Genomic DNA, 18,811 nt, shown 5'->3' with positions numbered 1-18,811 from the left:
GATAGGGCGCGGCTTCAGACGAGGGCAGGTCGGGAAAGCGGGAGGCCCGGTCCTCCCCACAATCCCTCAGGCAAAAAAATCGGCGATTTTCCGGATCGTGCGTAGTTCGGCCAGATGCTCGGGATCAACCTCCGGCAAGGACGGATACTGGTCGCGCAGCGCTGAGAGGATTTCGACCTGCTTGATCGAGTCGACGCCGAGTTCGCCTTCAAGGTCCATGTCATCTTCGAGCATGTCGGTCGGGTAGCCGGTCTTGTCGGCAATCAGGGCACGGATGACATCAGCGGAAACGGCAGACCCGTTTGCCGCGCCATTTGCAACGGGTGCAGGGGCCGGAACAGGGGCCGGTGCTGCCGGAGCCTGGGCTATGCCCGGTGACGCGGCATTGATCATTGCCGCGATGGCCGCAATTGTGCGGAGCTCGACCAGGCGTTCTGGCTCGATCTCGGGAAGGTGGGGCAGGCGATCCCGCAGCGAGGAGAGGATTTCCACCTGCTTGATAGAGTCGACACCCAGTTCGCCTTCAAGATCCATTTCCGCATCGAGCATGTCCGGCGGATATCCGGTCTTCTCTGACACGATGGATCGCACGATCTCGGCGGCATCGATTGCAGGCGCAGCGGCTGCCGCGGGCTTTGCGACGGGTGCAGCCTGAGGCGCAGGGCGGGCAGTCGCCGGTTTGGTAGGTGCAGGGGCCGGCGCTGCGGGAGGCGGGGTGAAAGTGTGGGTGCCGTTCGAGCCATTTGCCTTGGGCGCCGGGTACGGGGCGGCAGATTGCGGGGCAGGTGTGGGGCCGGGCAGCATTTGCGTGGGCGCCGCCACGGCGGGGATCGCGCCTGTCTGACCCAGCAGAACAGCAGCTGTGTTGAGATAGGCGCGGTGCGCGTCTGCCATCGCATTCAGATAATCCTGGTGGCGTCCTGAAACTTCGCTCCAGATACGCTCCACCGGCGCCGTGAGTTCTACGGGTGCCGGTACGGACGTAGTGGCAGTGGCGGAGGGGCGGCGGTCTTGCGGATCGGACATGGGAGGCTCGGTTTTCTGAGACGGAGGGGAAGGAGGGGCGGGTTTCGGGGTGGCGGCGGCATTGGGCGGCGCACGGCCGGCAGCGCCGTTCTTTGGCGGGTAGGGGCGGTCATGGTTTGCGCCGGTCAGCATGACGGCATGCTTCGACGGCGCGGGTTTGGGCGCGGGTGGCGGTGCGTCTGCGTAAAGCGCGGCAAGATCAAGATCAAAGCCCGCCACACTCAGCGCGCCAACGACGGAAAGGAACTGGGCAACACCATTGGTGCGCTTGTTGTCGAGCGACAGCGCCGTGTACGCGCGGTCGCCGAGCGTATCGTTCACAAGGCCGGCTACAACGTTGCCGGGGCCAACCTCGATGAACGTGCGAGCGCCGGCAGCGTACATGGCTTCGATCTGCTGCCGGAAGAGGACGGGCGAGGCAAGCTGCGAGGAGATTGCCGCCGGAAGGTCTGCTGCCTTTGCCTTGTAGGGCTCTGCAGACGCGTTGGCGTAAACGGGCAAGCGCGGCTTTTTCAGTCGCAGGCCTTCGAGCGTCGATCTGAAGGGCTCAACAGCAGGCTGGACGATTGCCGAATGGAAGGCTGTGGCAACCGGCAGGCGCCGGGCCTTGATGCCTTCAGCCGTTATGCTTTGCTCCGCCTGCTGAATGACAATCGATGGGCCGGAGAGGACGACCTGGCTGGGGCCATTGTCATTGGCGAGAACAAGTCCGCCGCCGATTTCGCGCACAAGCGGCGCAATACGCTCCGCCGGGCATTGCACGGCCAGCATGGCGCCTTCGGTTGTTCGCGCGGCAAGGGCCATTTCGCGTCCACGGGCTGCGGCAATCTCCAGCGCTGTCTCGGCATCAAACGCGCCGCCGAGGTGCAGCGCCATGATTTCGCCGAAGCTGTGGCCGCCGGCCATGTCCGCTTCGATACCGAGTTTTCCGAGCAGGACGAGGTGTGCCAGAGACACCGCAGCAATGGCGGGCTGTGCATGCTGCATCTCGGTGAGGCGCTGTTGCTGATTGCCGAACTCCACCTGATCGAAGGCCGATGGCGGGAAGGCGAGGCGATGCAGCTTGAGCGCGCCGGTGACGGGGTGGCTTGCGGCGCGGTCCCAGATGTCACGTGCGGCGGGGAACGCCATCGCGAGGTCCGAACCCATACCCGGATACTGGCTGCCCTGACCCGAGAAAAGAAACGCAACCTTTCCAGGGTTTGATTGTCCGACGGTCGCCGTCACGCCCTGAGGCAGCGGCGCCTTGCCGAGCGATCCTGCACGCAGCACATCACACAATTTACGCGCCTTTGAGGCAAGCTCTTCAGGCGTCGAGGCAACTATTGCTGCGCGGGTGCCCCTGCTGGAATTAAAGGAAGCGTGTGTGTTCGAGGCTTCCGCTGCGAAGGCATCTTCCGTGGGCGGAGTTGTCGCCAGCTGTTCCAGAATAACGGCAAGGTCTTCCTCAGTATCGCCGGTCAACAGAAAGAGTTCTGCGGGATGCACACGGGGGGCGCAGCTGCTGGATTTGCCGGTATATTCTTCCAGAGTGACATGGAAATTCGATCCGCCGAACCCGAAAGAGCTGACAGAGGCGCGTCGCGGGCGGCCATCCGGTGTAACCCACGGGCGCGCCTCGGTGTTGATATAGAAGCACTTGCTGTCGCGGATGACTTCGGCGGGTTCTTCGATCTTGATGGTCGGCGGCAAAACCTTGCGGCGCAGGGCTTCGACGGCCTTCAAGAGGCTTGCGGCGCCTGCAGCGGCCTTGGTGTGACCGATCTGGGATTTGACCGAGCCGACCGCGCACCAGGGGCCATCACTGCCCGCGACTTCGCCAAACACGAGATGCAGGCCTTCAAGCTCTGCCTTGTCGCCTGCACGCGTGCCTGTGCCATGAGCCTCGACAAGATCGACCGTATCTGGACCATATCCCGCCTGTTCGTAAGCTCTCCGCAGGGCGCGCGCCTGACCGGAGGGGAGAGGCGTATAGATCGCGGTGCCCTTGCCATCTGATCCGCCGCCGATACCGCGGATTACTGCATAGATCTGGTTTCCATCCCGCTCGGCATCATCCAGCCTCCGCAAGGCCAGCATGCCGATGCCTTCGCCCAGCATCGTGCCGTCTGCTACGTTCGAGAACGGCCGGCAATCGCCCGTGGGCGACAGCGCAGGTGTTTTCGAGAAACACATGTACATGAGGATGTCGTTCAGCGCATCGACACCGCCGGTCAGCACCATGTCGGAATCGCCGGCACGCAGTTCGTGCATGGCGATCTGCAGCGCAGATAGGCTGGAGGCACAGGCCGCGTCCGTTACATAGTTCGAGCCGCCGAGGTCCAGCCGGTTTGCGATACGGCCGGCAACGACATTGCCGAGCAGGCCCGGGAAGGTGCTTTCCTTCCACTCGGCGTAGTGGTTTTCGATGCGGGCGGCGATGGCCTGCACATCCGGCTCGGCGAGGCCGGACTGGCGCAGAGCATTCACCCAGGTCGGGCGTTGCAGCCGCCCTGCCATGTGTGCGGTGAGTTCGGTGGCAGATGCAACGCCGAGGATCACACTCGTCCGCGAACGGTCGATCCGTCCACCGCTGTCCTTCTCCGCATCATCAAGTGTCATCTTCGCCGCGATCAGCGCGAGCAGCTGCGCGGAGTCTGTAGACTGCAGTTGTGCAGGCGGAATCCCGAAAGCCAGCGGATCGAATGCCACGGGCGACAGGAAGCCGCCGCGACGTCCATAGGTCCGGTCCGGCGTCAGCGGATTGGCGTCGAAATAGTCATCGATCAGCCAGTGCGTGGACGGAACATCGCTTAGAAGGTCGCGGCCTTCAAAGATGTCCCGCCAGAAGCCGGTGGTGTCTCCCCGGCCGGGGAAAATGGCGCCGATGCCTACGATGGCGATCGGTTCTGCGGCGGGTCGGGTTCGGGGAGGACGTCGCTCTGTCATCTGCTAACTGAATATACGCGGGGCAAAGGAAAAAAGTTGCGCGGGAACCGGAATTCCCGACGCGCGAAGCTGGCCTGCGCGGGAGAAGCGCGCCGCGCCTTCCAGCAGGTTGAGGGCGATCTGGCGGACCTTTCGGGCATCATGCGGCTCAAGCGGCGTGCCGGCGACCCATTCATTGAATGCCCCCATCGCCGGGCCGCACCAGATCTGGTAGTCGGCGGTGCGCTTCGGATTGCCCTCACGCGCCCATTGTGCGCCCTGAAAGAGATAGCGGCGGGCGACCAGCGCAAGGCGTTTGTTGCCATCCGTTTCTGCGCGTGCAGCTTCGGCAGGGTTGACCTTCTGGATGTAACCACGGGTTGCGGACCATGCGGTCTCGAACGGTTCGCCAAGAACGTCGTCAACCCATTTCCGGTCACTCTCGGACAAGGTCTCGTAACTCGCGCCGCTCCGGTAGTAGCCATGAAGTTTTTTGCCACGCATGGCGAACAAGGTGCCGCGTTTTAGCACCTGAACTTCGACGCCCTGTTCGAACATATCCGCTGCGGGCGCCATCGCGACATCAGCGGGACCGGCTTTGGCGAGCAGCTTGCGGCCCGCTTCCGAGAGACCGGATTCTACCGTACACTGATTGACCGATCCGGTAAGCACATAAGCCGCGCCCAGCTGGAATGCCGCCGCGACCGAAGCGGGCGTGGCCAGGCCTCCTGCCAGACCAATGCGGATATCGTTTTCATTCAGTCCGTGCCGCGCGGCGGCCCTAGTGCGCGCCGCGCTCAGCGAGGTGTACAGCACAGCGGCCGGGCGATTGTCGGTGTGGCCGCCGGAATCGGATTCTGCGGTAATCTCCGCGGCAACGGAAACCTTCGCAGCAAGGTCAGCCTGGTCAGCGGTAATCCTGCCTGCCGCCACAAGCTCACGGAGCATTTTTTCCGGCGGCGGCGACATGAAGGGTTCCGCCACTTCGGCGCGCGAGACCTTTGCAAAAACATGGTTGCGGCGCTGGATGCGGCCATCTGCGTGCCTCTCAAGCCCGAGCGCCGTGTAGCGCACGACGTCGGGTGTCAGGCGCATGAAGGCGGATGCCGAAACCCGGCGCACCCCTTCCTTCAGGAAGAGATCGACGACCGCTGCTTCCTGTCCTGGTTCCTGCGGGGAGTGGATGAGGTTTGCGCCCCAGCTGACCTGGTCCGGTGTCAGGGCCGCGCGGATCTCGCCGATGCCTCTGCGGATTTCATCCAGCGGCAAGCCTGCGCTGCCGTAGAAGCCGAGGCATTCCGCGCGGACCGCTTCAATCACCATTCGCGGAGTGGCGATGCCGCGCGCCATCTCGCCGACAACATATGGAAAGCGCGCGCCGTGCGCCGACAGGAAGGCGCGGTCGCCGAGCCATTCCGGGTAAATTGGCGGCAGCGCGAACACACCGTCGCCCCCAGGGTGCTCTCCGCCGACAGCCAAAATGCGCGGCGCTTCGCCCGCCCTGAAGGCCAGCCAAACTACCTCGCGCGGCGATTCTACCGCTCGCTTCAAACTCTCCGGCACGCGTTGCTTGCCCTTCTGGCCCGGCCCCGTTCTGAAGCCCGTCAGCTGCACCTATCTAAAAGCGACAACCTCAAAGGCTCAAGGAAAATACCCGATTCCCGAGACGACCATAGGCGGACAGTTTGAGGGCAACAACCCCAAATGGTAATACCATGGTTATCACCGCAAAGTTGCTTAATTTCAGGACACCATACCTGCCCGCAGGTGTCAGGCAGATGGCAACTTGCAGCACGCAGCCGCGCTCGCTAAGACGGCCATGTCATCTGGGGAGTAGCCCTCTGCCTGTCCGGGCAGGATTTCGTGTCAACATATTCGGTCGAGAGGCCGTGGCACGGAAGGACGGCCTGGCCGTCTGGACGAGACCAATGGCGTCGTGTTGCCGTTCCGGGTCGGACGGTGGCGTGATGTCCGTTGGATCGCCAACACCTCTCGGCCCCGGAGTTTTTGTTTCATGGATGCCCTTCTTACGTCCACTGCCGTGGTCGCGCTCGCTGAAATCGGCGACAAGACACAGCTGCTGGCGATTGTGCTTGCGGCGCGGTTCGGCAAACCGCTCGCCATTGTCGCGGGGATACTCGTTGCAACGCTGGCCAATCATTTCCTCGCTGCCCTCGTCGGGGCGCAGGTCGCGTCCATACTTGAAGGCGACTGGTTCCGTTACCTGATCGCCATTTCCTTCATAGCGATGGCGGCGTGGACGCTCATTCCGGACAGACTGGATGATGAGGAACATAATCACGCGCGCTTCGGGGCTTTCGTGACAACTGTGATTGCATTTTTCCTTGTAGAGATGGGCGACAAGACCCAGCTCGCTACCGTGGCATTGGGGGCACGTTTCCACGACGTCATCATGGTCACGATGGGCACAACGCTGGGCATGATGCTGGCGAACGTGCCGGCGGTTTTCCTGGGTCACGAGTTACTGAAACGGGTGCCGCTCAAGGTCGTCCGCTGGATCGCAGCAGGACTGTTTCTGGTGATCGGCGTATGGTTTCTCGCCCAGACTGCGGGGTGGGTGGGCGTCTGATCAGATAACTGGCGGAGGAGGAGGGATTCGAACCCCCGGAAGGCGTGAACCTTCAACGGTTTTCAAGACCGCCGCATTAAACCACTCTGCCACTCCTCCGCAGCCCGCGCTGTTTGTGGGAAGGCGATGCGCAAGGCAAGCCCCCACGCGCGGCGCCTCAAGGGTAAATGGCGTCTTAACGAGGCCGTCCGGACTTTCAGTTCGGATTGACCGGGTGGCGACGCCTGCATGGTAAACACGCTCCTGAACCGGCCAGAAGGCCACCGGTCAGGCCCGCACATGGGCGCGCCGGGTTCTCAGAATGAGGAGAATTGCGGCCCATGCCGTCGAAGTTTGCCCCTAAGCTTGCCCTAACCCTTGCTGCCTCGATTTGCGTCCTGGGCGCTGTAGCGATGCCTGCCGCCGCCGGCCCGCGTCAGGGCGTGCAGATCGTCTACAAGACGTCTTCGCCGACTGCAGCTCCGGCAATGGCCCAGGTCTCGACCCCGACCGCGCCGGTCGACAAGTCGAAACAGCGGATCGAATTCCGGTATCCGGGGCAGGCACCTGTCCAAGTGAGCCAGCAGGCGCCCGCCGTTCCGTTTTCTCCGGCAACCACAGAAGTGCCGCAAGGGCCGTTCGATGCCCAGGCCGCCGCGGCGCGCCTGAGTTCGCCAGTCCGTGAGCCAGTGGTGGAGGCTGTATCGCTGCAGCCCGTCATCGTCTCCAAACCGGAGCCGAAACCGATTCCGAAAACTGCGTCTGACTTTGCCGAGACGGGTATTGCTATTGTTTACGGCGACGAGTTTGCCGGCCTGCCGACGGCCAATGGCGAAATTTTCAGCCAGGCAGAGTTGTCCGCCGCGCATCCCAGCCTGCCGCTGCCAAGCTATGCCAAGGTGACGAACCCGGCGACGGGCCGTCAGGTTGTGGTGCGTGTCAATGACCGCGGGCCGTTCGAAGACGGCGCTGACTTCCAGGTATCGCGCGGCGCGGCAACAGCCCTCGGCTTTGGCGTGTCGGAGCAGGCGAGCCTGATGTTTGAATATCTGGGGCCGGCGGAGCTTCAGCCTGCGGCGCCGAAACCCCAATCCCAGGCACCGAAGCCGGTCGTTGTTCAGGCGAGCGCCAAGGTTGCCCCGGTTGTGAAAAGTCATGTGCCGGAAGACGAACTGCTGGGCGGCGACGAACTGGCGGGCGGGGCAGGGACCAAACCCTTCCCGGCACCGGTCAAACGCGCCGACGTGATCTGGCCGGAACCGCCCTCTGACTGGGATGTTGCCCCGAAATCTGCCGCGAAGGGCAATGTCTATGTCCAGGTCGCGTCCTTCTCGGAAATGAGCAATGCCGATGCGCTTTACCGCGACCTGCGGGCGAGCCTGCCAGCCGAAATTGTGCCGGCCCGCGTCAATGGCGCCGACTATTTCCGAGTCCGCGTCGGCCCGTTCGATGACCGCTTGTCAGCACAAAAGCTCCGTGACCGCCTCGATGCAGAAGGCAAGGGCAACGGACGGGTTGTGTCTGCGGAGTAGAATGCCCCGCAGACACCCCATTGACGCTGACCACAAACCGGCCCTTTTTCCCGGATATCCGGGGAAGAGGGCCGCGCTTCGTGGTGCGGCCGCTGTAGAAGCAGGGAGACGGAATTCGTGAAAGTCTTGCGCGGGATCATTTCGGCAGGTGTGGCACTCGGGCTGGCAGCGGCGATGCCAGCGGCAGCGCAGCTGATCGATACGCCGGCCCAGTACGCGGTGATCATGGACCATGACACGGGCCAGATACTGTATTCGAAACGCGGTGACGAACCGATGATACCAGCATCGATGACCAAGATGATGACGGCGCTGGTCGTGTTCGAGCTGATCGAACGCGGCGAAATCTCCCTGACGGACAAGTTCACGGTCAGCGAAGACGCCTGGCGCCGCGGCGGGTTTCCGTCCGGCACCTCGACGATGGGCCTGAAGCCGAAGGATACGCCGACGGTCGAGGAATTGCTGCACGGCGTAATCACCATGTCCGGCAATGATGCCTGCATCGTGCTGGCCGAAGGCATTTCGGGATCCGAGCCGGCCTTTGCTGCACGCATGACGCAGATGGCCCATGAAATGGGATTGTCCTCGGTGAATTTCGTCAACACGACAGGGCTTGAGGGCGAGGGACATGTCGTCTCGGCTATTGATCTGGCTAAGATCGCGAAGATGACGATCGACAAGTATCCGCAGTATTATCCGTGGTACTCGCTGCCGTCCTATACCTGGCGGGAATACACGCAGGCGAACCGCAATCCGCTTCTTGAAGTCGCAGGTGCAGATGGCCTGAAAACAGGCCACCTTGAATCTTCCGGATACGGACTGACCGCATCGGCGGTTCGCGACGGCGTGCGCCGCACGATTGTCATCAATGGTCTGCCGACCATGGCAGCGCGCGCTCAGGAAGCCGAGCGCCTGATGCGGGTGGCAATCCAGAGCTTCGACCTGAGGAACATTGGCCCGGACACGGTAGACCTGCCGGAAGTGAATGTCTGGCTGGGCGAACAGCGCACCGTTCCTGTTTCGCTGGCAGAACCCATCAAGGTTGTCGGCCACAAGGCGGCATTCTCAAAAGCGACTGCTGAACTCGTGCTCGACAAGACCGTTCGCGCGCCGGTCAAGAAAGGTGATGTGGTCGGCCAGTTTGTCGTCACGCTGGAGGGGCAGACGCCTGTATCGGCACCGGTTATCGCCGAAGCTGATGTCAAGAAGCTCGGCTTTGTCGGTATGGCCATCGAAGGCATCGGCACATTCATGAAGAAAGGCGGGGATGAGTAACAGCCCGCGCGGCCGGTTCATCACGCTTGAAGGCGGCGAGGGGACGGGCAAGTCCACGCTCCAGGCCGCCTTGCGCGAGCGGCTGGCGGAGCAGGGAATCGACGCCGTTTTGACTCGCGAACCCGGCGGCACGGCGAAGGCCGAAGCCATTCGCGCGCTGGTCCTGACACCGCCAGGCGGCAAGGCGTTTTCACCGCTGGCCGAAGCGTTGCTGATGAACGCAGCACGAAGTGAACATCTCGACGGGCTGATCCGCCCGGCGCTGGCGCAGGGCAAATGGGTGATCTGCGACCGCTTTGCGGATTCCACCCGTGTCTATCAGGGCGTTTCAGGCGCCGTCGCCGAAAACATCCTTCTGCGCTTCGAAACGCATGTCGTCGCCAATACGCGACCTGACCTAACACTGATCCTCGATGCGCCGGTGAGCGTCACGCTTCAACGCCGCGCCGCGCGCAATCTCGCGCCCGACGTGTTTGAGCAGCGCGGGCCGGACTTCCACCAAGCCGTGCGCCATGCCTTCGCGGATCTCGCGCGCAAAGAACCGGATCGCTGTAAGCTGATCGATGCAAGCCGAAGCCCGGCAGAGGTCGCAGATGCTGCCTGGATCCACATCACTGCCCTGATGAAGCGCGCCGGGGCGAGCGCATGAGCGCCGCGTTGCCGCTGTTCGGACATGCAGACGCGGAGCGCAGCTTCGTTGAGGCGTTTGGCCAGGCGCGTCTGCATCACGCCTGGCTGATCGAAGGTCCGGAAGGCATCGGCAAGGCCCGGCTGGCAACCCGGCTCGCGGTTTATCTGCTGGGCGGGCGAGGGGTAAATTCAGCGTCTGTGGATTTCACGGCGGATGACCCCGTCTGGCGCGCCTTCTCCGCGGGCAGTCATCCGGACACCCAGTATGTGAAGCGTGAGCTGAACGACAAGGGCAAGCTTACGCAGGATATCTCGGTCGACCAGATCCGCAGCCTGACACAGTTCTTCACGAAGAAGCCCGCGCTCGGAGGCTGGCGAGTCGGCATCATCGACGCCATCGACGAGACCAATCGCAACGGCGCAAATGCCCTCCTGAAAACGCTTGAAGAGCCACCGCCGAAAAGCGTCCTGTTCCTGATCAATCATGGACGCCTGCCCATTCTGCCGACGATCCGCTCGCGGTGCAGGGTGCTCAGGCTCGCGGCGCTCTCGGACGAGGATTGTCAGAAGGCGCTCGATGCAGCTGGCGCACCCGCAGCAGCCGCGCGCCTCGCACAGGGGCGGCCGGGAAGGGGCATGCGCCTGTCGACGCAAACCGCCCTCGCCGCTTCCGATGCCGCCCGGAGCCTGCTCCGCGCCCTCCCGAACATTCCCGATAAGCTGGCATTGCCAGCCCTGTCCGCAGCTGCGGTTGACGATGCGGCGCTCGAAGCCTTCCAGACGGAAATCTTCGACTGGCTCGCCGAACGCGCCGAAACCAATCCGGCCGCCGCGCGCCTCTGGCTGAAACAGGCGCGGCTCGCAGGTGACACTGAGCGGCTGAACATGGATACCGCCCAGGTCGCCTCCAAACTGGTGGCGGGCCTTTATGAACTGGCTCAGGCCGTCTAAAGGCCGGGCGGATGTTCGATACGCATGTAAACCTGCACGGCGAAGCTTTCGCCGATGACCTTCCAGAGGTGCTGGACCGTGCCCGCGCCGCCGGCGTGAAGCGCTTCCTTGCCATCTGCGACCGCTATGACAATTTTCCCGCCGTGTGCACCATTGCCGAGGCGCATCCCGATATCTGGTGCAGTGTCGGCGTCCACCCGCATCACGCCAAGGACTTCACCGGCCTGATGGCCGAAGCCCTGATCGCGGAAGCGGCGCATCCGAAAGTGGTTGCCATCGGCGAGACGGGGCTCGACTTCCATTACGGCTACAGCCCGGTTGACGATCAGGTGCGTAGCCTGCGCGAACATATCACCGCCGCGCGGGAAACCGGCCTGCCGTTGATCCTGCACATTCGCGAAGCAGACGACCTGATGGCAGACATCCTGGAGGAGGAGTTCGCGCGCGGCCCCTTCCAACCGCTTCTGCACTGCTATACCGGCGGCGCCGATCTCTGCCAGCGCGCTCTCAAACTCGGCGCTTATGTTTCTGTCTCCGGCATTCTCTCCTTCAAGAGCGCGAAGGATGTACGCTCTGTTATCGCAGATGTACCGCTTGACCGGCTGATCCTCGAGACCGATTGCCCCTATCTCGCGCCCGTTCCGGTGCGCGGCCGGCGCAACGAGCCGGCCTATCTGGCGCACGTTGCCGAAGCGCTCGCGCAGCTCAAGGAAACGGATGCGGAGCGCGTAAAGGAGATCACGACCGCGAACGCCATCACGCTCTTTTCAAAGACAGGTGCAGCATGACCAATGCGCGGCTGATCCTGCTTGGCACCGGATCTTCGGGCGGCGTGCCCCGCGTCGGGGGAGACTGGGGCGCCTGCGATCCGGCCGAACCGAAAAACCGCCGCCTGCGCTGCAGCGCGCTGGTGGAGCGCCGGAATGAGGCAGGCGATATCACGCGCATCCTGATCGACACCTCTCCGGACCTGCGCGAACAGCTGCTAGCCATAAATGTAACCTATCTCGACGCGGTTGTTTACACCCATGATCATGCCGACCAGGCGCACGGCATCGACGATGTCCGTGCGCTCGCGATCCGGCGGCGTGCACAAATCCCGGTCTGGTTCGATCCGGAGACTCAGGCGCGTCTGGAGAGCCGGTTTCATTATATTTTCCATGGAGCAGGCGGCTATCCGCCAATCCTGGCGCCGCAGCCGGCGTTTCATCCGTTCGAGCGGTTCGAGATCACCGGCGCCGGCGGACCTGTGGAATTCCTCCCGGTCGACATGGAGCACGGCCGTATCCGCTGCATGGGGTTTCGCATAGGCGACATCGCTTACTGCAATGACGTGAACGGACTGCCGGATCGCAGTCTCGATGCGCTCAGGGGGCTCGATACGCTGGTCATAGATGCGCTGCGCTACACACCGCACCCATCGCATGCACACCTCGAGCTCACGCTGTCCTGGATCGAGACACTCAAACCGCGCCGGGCAATCCTTACCAATCTGCACGTCGACATGGACTATAGGACACTCGTGCGGGAATTGCCTGAGGGCGTCGAACCCGCATATGACGGCATGGAGATTGGTTTCTCGATCTGAAGAGCGAATCAGCGCGGCAGGTGAGGGCGGAAAGTCGAGTGGACGCCTGACACGTAGCTGCAAGCGCTGGTCATCTACCCGTCCGCGTAATCTAGGGTAATTTCTGACTTCCCATAATATTGATTATGCGAACAATAGATATACCACGTCAAAACAATGCCTTAGTTGCGACCGTATCCTCTGTGCGCCTTTGTCGAGACAGCGTCTGGCGTTGCTGCGCCTTGAGCCTGGAGCCGATCCGGAACTCAGCCTTCAGATGCCCATTCAGGAATCATTAGCCACCCCTTCCCCGCTGAGACGCCCCTGCTTTCTTCTTCAGGAAGTGCAGCTGGCTTCGACGGATACATTCGCGTGAGACGTTTTATCACCAAAGCCACCCGCTCTGACGCGCAAGATCCAAGAAGGCCTGCGACACCGCATGAACCGCAACCTGATTTACGCTGCCGGCGCTGTATTGGGCGCAATCCTGGTCTGGTTCGTCTTCCTGCGCGGCGGTTCACATGCAGCGACTGGCAAATTCGAGATTTCCACAGCAGCGGTGCAGACAGGTGACGTCTCCCGGATCGTCTCCGCCTCCGGGTCCGTGCGCGCCCTGACGACCGTGGAGGTCGGCTCGCAGGTCTCGGGCCAGATCACGGAACTGCTCGCAGACTTCAACACGGAAGTCGAAGCCGGTCAGGTCATCGCCCGCATTGACCCACAAACCTTCGAATCCCGCGTCGAATCCGCCAGCGCTGACGTACAGAGTGCGCGCGCTTCGCTGGCGGTCCAGCAGGCAAACATCGCGTCCGCAGAAGCGACCTTCGCGCAAGCCGAGAAGAATTATGCCCGCCAGAAGGCGCTATACGAGGTCGATGCCGTCGCCCGGTCCACGCTGGAGGACAATGAGCGCGCCCTGGCTGTTGCCCGCGCCAATCTTGAAGTCAGCCGCGCCCAGCTGAAGAGCGCCAATGCATCACTGTCTCAGAGAATGGCATCTCTGCGCTCTGCAGAAGTCGATCTTGAGCGAACGATCATCCGCTCGCCAATCAAGGGCGTCGTGATCTCGCGCAATGTCGATGTCGGCCAGACCGTCGCCGCGAGCTTCTCAGCGCCAGTGCTGTTCACGATCGCCAAGGACCTCGAGGACATCCGCATCGATGCAGCCGTGGTTGAAGCCGATATCGGCGGCATTGGTGCCGGCGATACAGCCACGTTTCGTGTTGACGCCTATCCGGACCAGACTTTCACCGGCACGGTCGAACAGGTTCGCCTCGTCGCCGAAACGCTGCAAAACGTTGTGACCTATACGGTTGTCATCGCCGCGGAGAACCGGAACGGCACGCTGCTGCCCGGTATGACGGCTAATGTCGAAATTACGGCTGACAAGCGCGAAGGTGTGATGCGCATCGAAGATGCCGCGTTGCGTTTCCGCCCGACAAACAGCGGTCCGGCAGTTGTGGAGGCCCCAGAGACGCCCGGTGTGAGCGGCCCGGGCGGCGCCCCGCAAGGCGGCCGCGGCGGCCCCGGCCTCGAAATGCTGGACAGCATCGGCGTTCCTGCAGACCGCAAGGCCAAGATTCAGGCCGCGCTCGAAAAGGAAATGACTACCGCGCGCCAGGCGATGGGCGACATGGCGCAGATGGATCGCAGCGCCATGCGCCAGCGTATGCAAGGCACATTCGAGAAGGTTCTGCGTGAACACCTGACGCCTGAAGAACTCGCACAGGTGAAAGCGGCGAGCAGCCAGAGGCAGGCGACGACGCGTGTGGATGCATATGTGCAGCGGCCGGATGGGCAGCTTGAGAAACGCCAGCTGGTCGTCGGGCTGCAGGACGGGGCGTATGCCGAGATCGTGCGTGGGGCTAAAGTCGGCGATGTGTTTGTGACACGCGTGCAGGCCGCCAATGCTTCGAATTGACGAACGCAGCGCCGCTGCGTCGGCAGGATGCGACACGCCGCTGATTGCCTGCTGCAATGTCAGCAAGGTCTACCGCATGGGCAGCCAGGAAGTGCATGCGCTGCGCAACGTGTCGGTCGAATTCCGGCGCGGCGAGATGACGGCGATCATGGGCCCGTCGGGTTCCGGCAAGTCCACGATGATGAATCTCATCGGCGCGCTCGACGTGCCCACTAGCGGATCGCTGCTGATCGAGGGCCGCGATCTCGCAGGCATGAAATCCGACGAGCTGGCCGACCTGCGCAATGAGAGCATCGGCTTCGTCTTCCAGCAGTTCAACCTGCTCAGCCGCGCCAGCGCGCTCACCAATGTCAAACTCCCGCTGCGCTACGCGCGTCAGCCGGTGCCGGATATCGAGGCGCGCGCCGCGGAGTGCCTGAAGCTCGTCGGCCTCGGCGACCGTATGGATCACCGCCCAATGCAGCTCTCCGGCGGCCAGCAGCAGCGCGTCGCTATCGCCCGAGCGCTCGCCGGCTCACCTTCCATCGTCCTTGCCGACGAACCGACCGGCGCCCTCGACAGCAAGACCACGACCGAGATCATGCAACTCCTCACCGATCTCAGCGCGCAGGGCATTACCGTCATCCTCGTCACTCACGAAGCAGACGTCGCCGCCTATGCCTCACGCCGCATCTATTTCCGTGACGGCGAGATCGAGCGCGACGAACGGAGCAGCGCATGAAAGCCGGCGTCGCCTTCCAGTCTGCCATCGAGGCGCTGTTCGCCAACCCTCTGCGCAGCTTCCTGACGATGCTTGGCATTATGATCGGCGTGGCGTCTGTCATGGCGATGATGGCGATCGGTGAAGGCGCAGCGCGCCAGGTCGACCAGCAGATCGCAGCGCTCGGCGCGAACAATCTCAACATCCGGCCGGGCTCCAGTCAGCGCGGCGGGCGCTCCGGCGGCGCCGCGTCCGACATGCCCTTCACCGATGACATAGTGCGCGCCCTGCGCAGCGAGCCCTACGCTGTCGCCATCGCCGCACGCATCGGTGGATCGGGCACCGTCGTTGCCGGCCAGCAGAACTGGTCAACGTCCATACAGGGTGTCAACGCGGACCATTTCATCACGCAGGACCTACGCGCCGCCGAGGGCCGGCTGCTGGACGAAGCGGAGATCAGTTCCGGCGCCGCGCTCGCCGTCATCGGCAAGACCATCGCCGACAACCTCTTCTCCGGTACTAGCGCGGTCAATCAGCAGGTCCGCCTCAACAATGTGCCGGTCACCATCGTTGGAGTGCTGGAATCCAAAGGCCAGTCAAACTTCGGCGGCGACCGCGACGACACGGTCATCGTGCCGCTCAGCACCGCCCGCAATCGCATCCTCGGCGGCAGTTCCACGACACCAAACTACGTCTCGAATATCGAAGTCGGCGTCGTGCCAGGCTACGACATGGCAAGCGCGCAGGAGCAGCTGGAAGAGCGTATGCGCGTCCTGCGCAAGCTGCGCGCCGGTCAGGAAGACAATTTCCGTGTCTTCAACATCGCAGACTTCATCCGTGCGCGCTCCAGCACGCAGGCGACCTTCAGTATCCTCCTGGCGTTCACCGCGGCCGTATCTCTCATCGTGGGCGGTGTGGGCGTGATGAACATCATGCTCGTTTCGGTCACCGAGCGCACACGCGAGATCGGTCTGCGTATGGCGATTGGCGCGCGAAAGCAGGACATCCTTGGCCAGTTCCTCATTGAGTCGCTGGGCCTCTGTTTTATCGGCGGCGTGATCGGATCACTGCTCGGCATCGGTGTCGCAGAACTTGCCGCAAAACTCGGAGAGTTCCCCGTAAGTGTCTCGCCGCCCATTGCCGCCATCTCCATCGGCGCCTCTGTGCTTGTCGGTATCTTCTTCGGATATTTTCCGGCCCGCAGGGCTGCCCAGCTGAACCCCATCGAGGCGCTTCGCCATGACTAGAAACTTCCTGCGCGCCCTGCCGCTGATCGCGCTCGCCGGATCGTCCGCTGCCTGCGTGACGCAACAATCCGTCATCGCCGATGCGCGCCCCGCCATCACCTCCGAAGCGGCACGCATCAGCGCGCCCGAAGCCTGGACGTTCGGCCCGAAGGAAGACGCTGCAGTCGTGTCCGCCTGGAGCGAGCTGATACCGGACACGGCTCTAAACGCGCTGATCGAAGAGGCGATGCGCAATTCGCCCTCGCTGCGCGCCAGCGCGGAGAGCGTGAACCGCGCGCAGGCTTTCCTGCGTCAGGCGCAGGCCAGCCGCCTTCCTTCGCTCGGCGCAAGCTTCGGGGCGAACGGCGGCGCACCTCTGGAAGACGGTAGCTTCTCAGAATCCTATTTGGCGGGTCTCTCCGCAAGCTGGGAGGCCGACCTCTGGGGCGACATCCGAGCAGACCTGCTGGCTACTCAGTTCGACCTTCTCAGCGCGCACAGCGTGTACCGTAGTGCGCGCGACGCGCTCGCTGCGAGCGTAGCGCGGTCCTATATAGGCGCGATTGAAGCGCGGCGTATCACAGGGCTCACAGAAGCCACGCTGAACGCGCAGGAAGAGACGCTGCGCATCGTGCGCGCGCGCTACGACCTTGGCGCGGCCTCGCGCCGCGAGCTGGTGCTCTCGGAATCCGATGTCGCCTCCGCACGCGACAATCTGGAAGTCGCCCGCGCCAATGAAACGGCAACGATCATGGCCTTGCAGATGCTGCTCGGCCGCTATCCCGATGGCCGTATGGAGATTGCGGCAGACCTGCCGGACCATGTAGACGTTCTCCATGCCGGCACACACGAGAGCCTGCTTCAGCAGCGCCCGGATGTTCTGTCATCAGAGTATGGCGCACTCGCCGCCTTTGCCGCGAAACGCTCTGCCGAAACGGCCCGCTGGCCATCTTTGTCGCTCAGCGCGGGGCTCAACAGCGGTACGCTGGATATCGGCGACATCATCGATCCGGCGAACATGGCTTACTCGCTCGGTGCACGTCTCGCCACCTCGCTGTTCGATGGTGGTCTCAGCCGGGCGCGTCTGGATGCCGCCACTGCGAGCCAGCGCCAGGCCGTTGCGAATTACGGGCAGACCGTGCTGAACGCATACTTCGATGTGGAATCATCCCTGCAGGCCATCGACACGCTGAAGGCCCGTACGCCGTACATCGAGACGAGCGCAGAGGCCGCGCGCGAAACACTGCGGCTCGCTGAGGTGCAGTACAAGGAAGGCGCGATTGATCTGCTGGACGTGCTGACATTCCGCCAGCGCAGCTTCAGTGCAGACCGCAGCCTGATCAGCCTCGAGCGCCAGCAGATCGAAGCGCGGATTGCGCTCTATATGGCGCTCGGCGGCACGCCGGTCGCAGAGTGACGCGAAAAGCGGGGTAGGGGCTCCCCTGCCCTGCTTACTCCCACTCGATCGTGCCCGGCGGCTTCGATGTGATGTCGTAGACGACCCGGTTCACGCCCTTCACCTCGTTGATGATGCGCGTCGCAACGCGGCCGAGGAAGGCGTGGTCGTAGGGATAATAATCAGCGGTCATGCCGTCGACGCTCGTCACAGCGCGCAGCGCCAGCACAGCTTCGTAGGTGCGTACATCGCCCATCACGCCGACGGTGTTCACCGGCAGCAGGACGCTGAACGCCTGCCAGATCTCGTCATAGAGCCCGGCCTTCCTGATCTCGTCGATATAGATGGCATCAGCCTTGCGCAGTGTGTCGGCTTTCTCGCGCGTGATCTCGCCAGGGATACGGATGGCAAGGCCAGGCCCAGGGAACGGATGGCGGCCAACGAAAGCGTCCAGCAAGCCCAGCTCGCGGCCCAATGCGCGCACCTCGTCCTTGAACAGTTCGCGCAGCGGCTCGACCAGCTTCATTTTCATGCGCGCTGGAAGACCGCCCACATTGTGGTGGCTCTTGATGGTCATGCTCGGACCGCCGCTGACCGATACGCTTTCGATCACGTCCGGATAAAGCGTACCCTGCGCTAGGAAGTCCGCACCGCCGAGTTTCTTCGCCTCCTCATCGAACACATCGATGAACAGCCCGCCGATGATCTTGCGCTTCTTCTCGGGGTCGGAAACGCCTGCGAGTTTGCCGAGGAACAGCTCGGACGCATCCACATGCACGAGCGGGATGTTGTAGTGCTCCCGGAACAGGCCGACGACCTGTTCGCTCTCGCCTGCGCGCATCAGGCCATGGTCAACATAGACGCAGGTCAGCTGGTCGCCGATTGCTTCGTGGATCAGCACAGCCGCCACAGAAGAATCGACGCCGCCGGAGAGGCCGCAGATCACGCGGCCCTTGCCGACCTGCGCGCGGATCTTCGCAATGGCTTCCGCCTTGTAGGCCGCCATCGTCCAGTCACCGGTGAAGCCGGCAACCCCGTGAATGAAGTTGCGCAACAGGCGCGCGCCATGCGTCGTGTGCACGACTTCGGGGTGGAACTGCGTGCCGTAGAA

Annotated in this window: 14 protein-coding genes and 1 tRNA gene; 11 read left to right on the top strand and 4 right to left on the bottom strand. The window is 63.1% G+C overall.

What is annotated here, in order from left to right; all coding sequences use genetic code 11:
- Positions 1-66: 66 nt before the first annotated feature.
- Together ACK4TE_RS00075 and ACK4TE_RS00070 are read right to left on the bottom strand one after the other, a co-directional pair.
- Complete coding sequence (locus ACK4TE_RS00075; protein ID WP_409909416.1) at positions 67-3,954, bottom strand: beta-ketoacyl synthase N-terminal-like domain-containing protein; 3,888 nt, start codon at positions 3,952-3,954, stop codon at positions 67-69.
- 3 nt (positions 3,955-3,957) lie between these two features.
- The gene (locus ACK4TE_RS00070; protein WP_409909415.1) at positions 3,958-5,484 is read right to left on the bottom strand and encodes a PfaD family polyunsaturated fatty acid/polyketide biosynthesis protein; all 1,527 of its coding nucleotides are present in this window, start codon (positions 5,482-5,484) and stop codon (positions 3,958-3,960) included.
- A 463-nt stretch (positions 5,485-5,947) separates the two neighbouring features.
- Here ACK4TE_RS00070 and ACK4TE_RS00065 point away from each other — a divergent pair, with 463 nt between their 5' ends.
- The gene (locus tag ACK4TE_RS00065) at positions 5,948-6,523 is read left to right on the top strand and encodes a TMEM165/GDT1 family protein (protein ID WP_409909414.1); all 576 of its coding nucleotides are present in this window, start codon (positions 5,948-5,950) and stop codon (positions 6,521-6,523) included.
- 9 nt (positions 6,524-6,532) lie between these two features.
- Here ACK4TE_RS00065 and ACK4TE_RS00060 read toward each other — a convergent pair.
- Positions 6,533-6,622: transfer RNA gene (locus tag ACK4TE_RS00060), tRNA-Ser, on the bottom strand.
- A 221-nt stretch (positions 6,623-6,843) separates the two neighbouring features.
- On the opposite strand from ACK4TE_RS00060, the gene ACK4TE_RS00055 reads away from it, so the two are divergent.
- The 10 genes from ACK4TE_RS00055 to ACK4TE_RS00010 all read left to right on the top strand — a co-directional run bounded on the left by ACK4TE_RS00055 (position 6,844) and on the right by ACK4TE_RS00010 (position 17,721).
- Positions 6,844-8,034, top strand: coding sequence for an RlpA-like double-psi beta-barrel domain-containing protein (locus ACK4TE_RS00055; RefSeq protein ID WP_409909413.1), 1,191 nt, complete (start codon positions 6,844-6,846; stop codon positions 8,032-8,034).
- Positions 8,035-8,151: 117 nt separating this feature from the next.
- On the top strand, positions 8,152-9,309 hold the full coding sequence (locus ACK4TE_RS00050) for a D-alanyl-D-alanine carboxypeptidase family protein (RefSeq protein ID WP_409909412.1): 1,158 nt from the start codon (positions 8,152-8,154) through the stop codon (positions 9,307-9,309).
- Positions 9,302-9,958, top strand: coding sequence for a dTMP kinase (tmk, locus tag ACK4TE_RS00045; RefSeq protein WP_409909411.1), 657 nt, complete (start codon positions 9,302-9,304; stop codon positions 9,956-9,958). Before ACK4TE_RS00050 ends, tmk begins: the two co-directional genes overlap by 8 nt.
- Complete coding sequence (locus ACK4TE_RS00040) at positions 9,955-10,890, top strand: DNA polymerase III subunit delta' (protein ID WP_409909410.1); 936 nt, start codon at positions 9,955-9,957, stop codon at positions 10,888-10,890. The genes tmk and ACK4TE_RS00040 overlap by 4 nt, the downstream gene beginning before the upstream one ends.
- Positions 10,891-10,901: 11 nt before the next feature.
- Positions 10,902-11,678 (top strand): TatD family hydrolase, encoded by a 777-nt coding sequence (locus ACK4TE_RS00035; protein ID WP_409909409.1) that lies wholly within the window; start codon positions 10,902-10,904, stop codon positions 11,676-11,678.
- On the top strand, positions 11,675-12,478 hold the full coding sequence (locus tag ACK4TE_RS00030) for an MBL fold metallo-hydrolase (RefSeq protein WP_409909408.1): 804 nt from the start codon (positions 11,675-11,677) through the stop codon (positions 12,476-12,478). The genes ACK4TE_RS00035 and ACK4TE_RS00030 overlap by 4 nt, the downstream gene beginning before the upstream one ends.
- A 418-nt stretch (positions 12,479-12,896) precedes the next feature.
- Entirely contained in the window at positions 12,897-14,378 is a 1,482-nt protein-coding gene (locus ACK4TE_RS00025) for an efflux RND transporter periplasmic adaptor subunit (RefSeq protein ID WP_409909407.1), read from the top strand.
- Positions 14,365-15,099 carry an ABC transporter ATP-binding protein gene (locus ACK4TE_RS00020; RefSeq protein WP_409909406.1) on the top strand — a complete coding sequence of 245 codons (735 nt, stop codon included), beginning with the start codon at positions 14,365-14,367 and terminating at the stop codon, positions 15,097-15,099. Before ACK4TE_RS00025 ends, ACK4TE_RS00020 begins: the two co-directional genes overlap by 14 nt.
- On the top strand, positions 15,096-16,325 hold the full coding sequence (locus tag ACK4TE_RS00015; RefSeq protein ID WP_409909405.1) for an ABC transporter permease: 1,230 nt from the start codon (positions 15,096-15,098) through the stop codon (positions 16,323-16,325). The genes ACK4TE_RS00020 and ACK4TE_RS00015 overlap by 4 nt, the downstream gene beginning before the upstream one ends.
- Complete coding sequence (locus tag ACK4TE_RS00010) at positions 16,318-17,721, top strand: efflux transporter outer membrane subunit (protein WP_409909404.1); 1,404 nt, start codon at positions 16,318-16,320, stop codon at positions 17,719-17,721. Before ACK4TE_RS00015 ends, ACK4TE_RS00010 begins: the two co-directional genes overlap by 8 nt.
- A 34-nt stretch (positions 17,722-17,755) precedes the next feature.
- Here ACK4TE_RS00010 and guaA read toward each other — a convergent pair.
- On the bottom strand, positions 17,756-18,811 hold a 1,056-nt coding region (gene guaA / locus ACK4TE_RS00005; protein ID WP_409909403.1), incomplete at its 5' end, for a glutamine-hydrolyzing GMP synthase.

It is taken from the genome of Hyphomonas sp. (genome assembly GCF_046313975.1).
Taxonomy (GTDB): Bacteria; Pseudomonadota; Alphaproteobacteria; order Caulobacterales; family Hyphomonadaceae; genus Hyphomonas.
This window is presented reverse-complemented; position numbering and strand designations above follow the sequence as displayed.

What these genes read in the sequence shown, in the direction of transcription:
- ACK4TE_RS00075 (WP_409909416.1), bottom strand. Translation starts at nt 3,954, where the DNA reads ATGACAGAGCGACGTCCTCCCCGAACCCGACCCGCCGCAGAACCGATC.
- ACK4TE_RS00065 (WP_409909414.1), top strand. Translation starts at nt 5,948, where the DNA reads ATGGATGCCCTTCTTACGTCCACTGCCGTGGTCGCGCTCGCTGAAATC.
- ACK4TE_RS00055 (WP_409909413.1), top strand. Translation starts at nt 6,844, where the DNA reads ATGCCGTCGAAGTTTGCCCCTAAGCTTGCCCTAACCCTTGCTGCCTCG.
- tmk (WP_409909411.1), top strand. Translation starts at nt 9,302, where the DNA reads ATGAGTAACAGCCCGCGCGGCCGGTTCATCACGCTTGAAGGCGGCGAG.
- ACK4TE_RS00040 (WP_409909410.1), top strand. Translation starts at nt 9,955, where the DNA reads ATGAGCGCCGCGTTGCCGCTGTTCGGACATGCAGACGCGGAGCGCAGC.
- ACK4TE_RS00035 (WP_409909409.1), top strand. Translation starts at nt 10,902, where the DNA reads ATGTTCGATACGCATGTAAACCTGCACGGCGAAGCTTTCGCCGATGAC.
- ACK4TE_RS00030 (WP_409909408.1), top strand. Translation starts at nt 11,675, where the DNA reads ATGACCAATGCGCGGCTGATCCTGCTTGGCACCGGATCTTCGGGCGGC.
- ACK4TE_RS00025 (WP_409909407.1), top strand. Translation starts at nt 12,897, where the DNA reads ATGAACCGCAACCTGATTTACGCTGCCGGCGCTGTATTGGGCGCAATC.
- ACK4TE_RS00020 (WP_409909406.1), top strand. Translation starts at nt 14,365, where the DNA reads ATGCTTCGAATTGACGAACGCAGCGCCGCTGCGTCGGCAGGATGCGAC.
- ACK4TE_RS00015 (WP_409909405.1), top strand. Translation starts at nt 15,096, where the DNA reads ATGAAAGCCGGCGTCGCCTTCCAGTCTGCCATCGAGGCGCTGTTCGCC.
- ACK4TE_RS00010 (WP_409909404.1), top strand. Translation starts at nt 16,318, where the DNA reads ATGACTAGAAACTTCCTGCGCGCCCTGCCGCTGATCGCGCTCGCCGGA.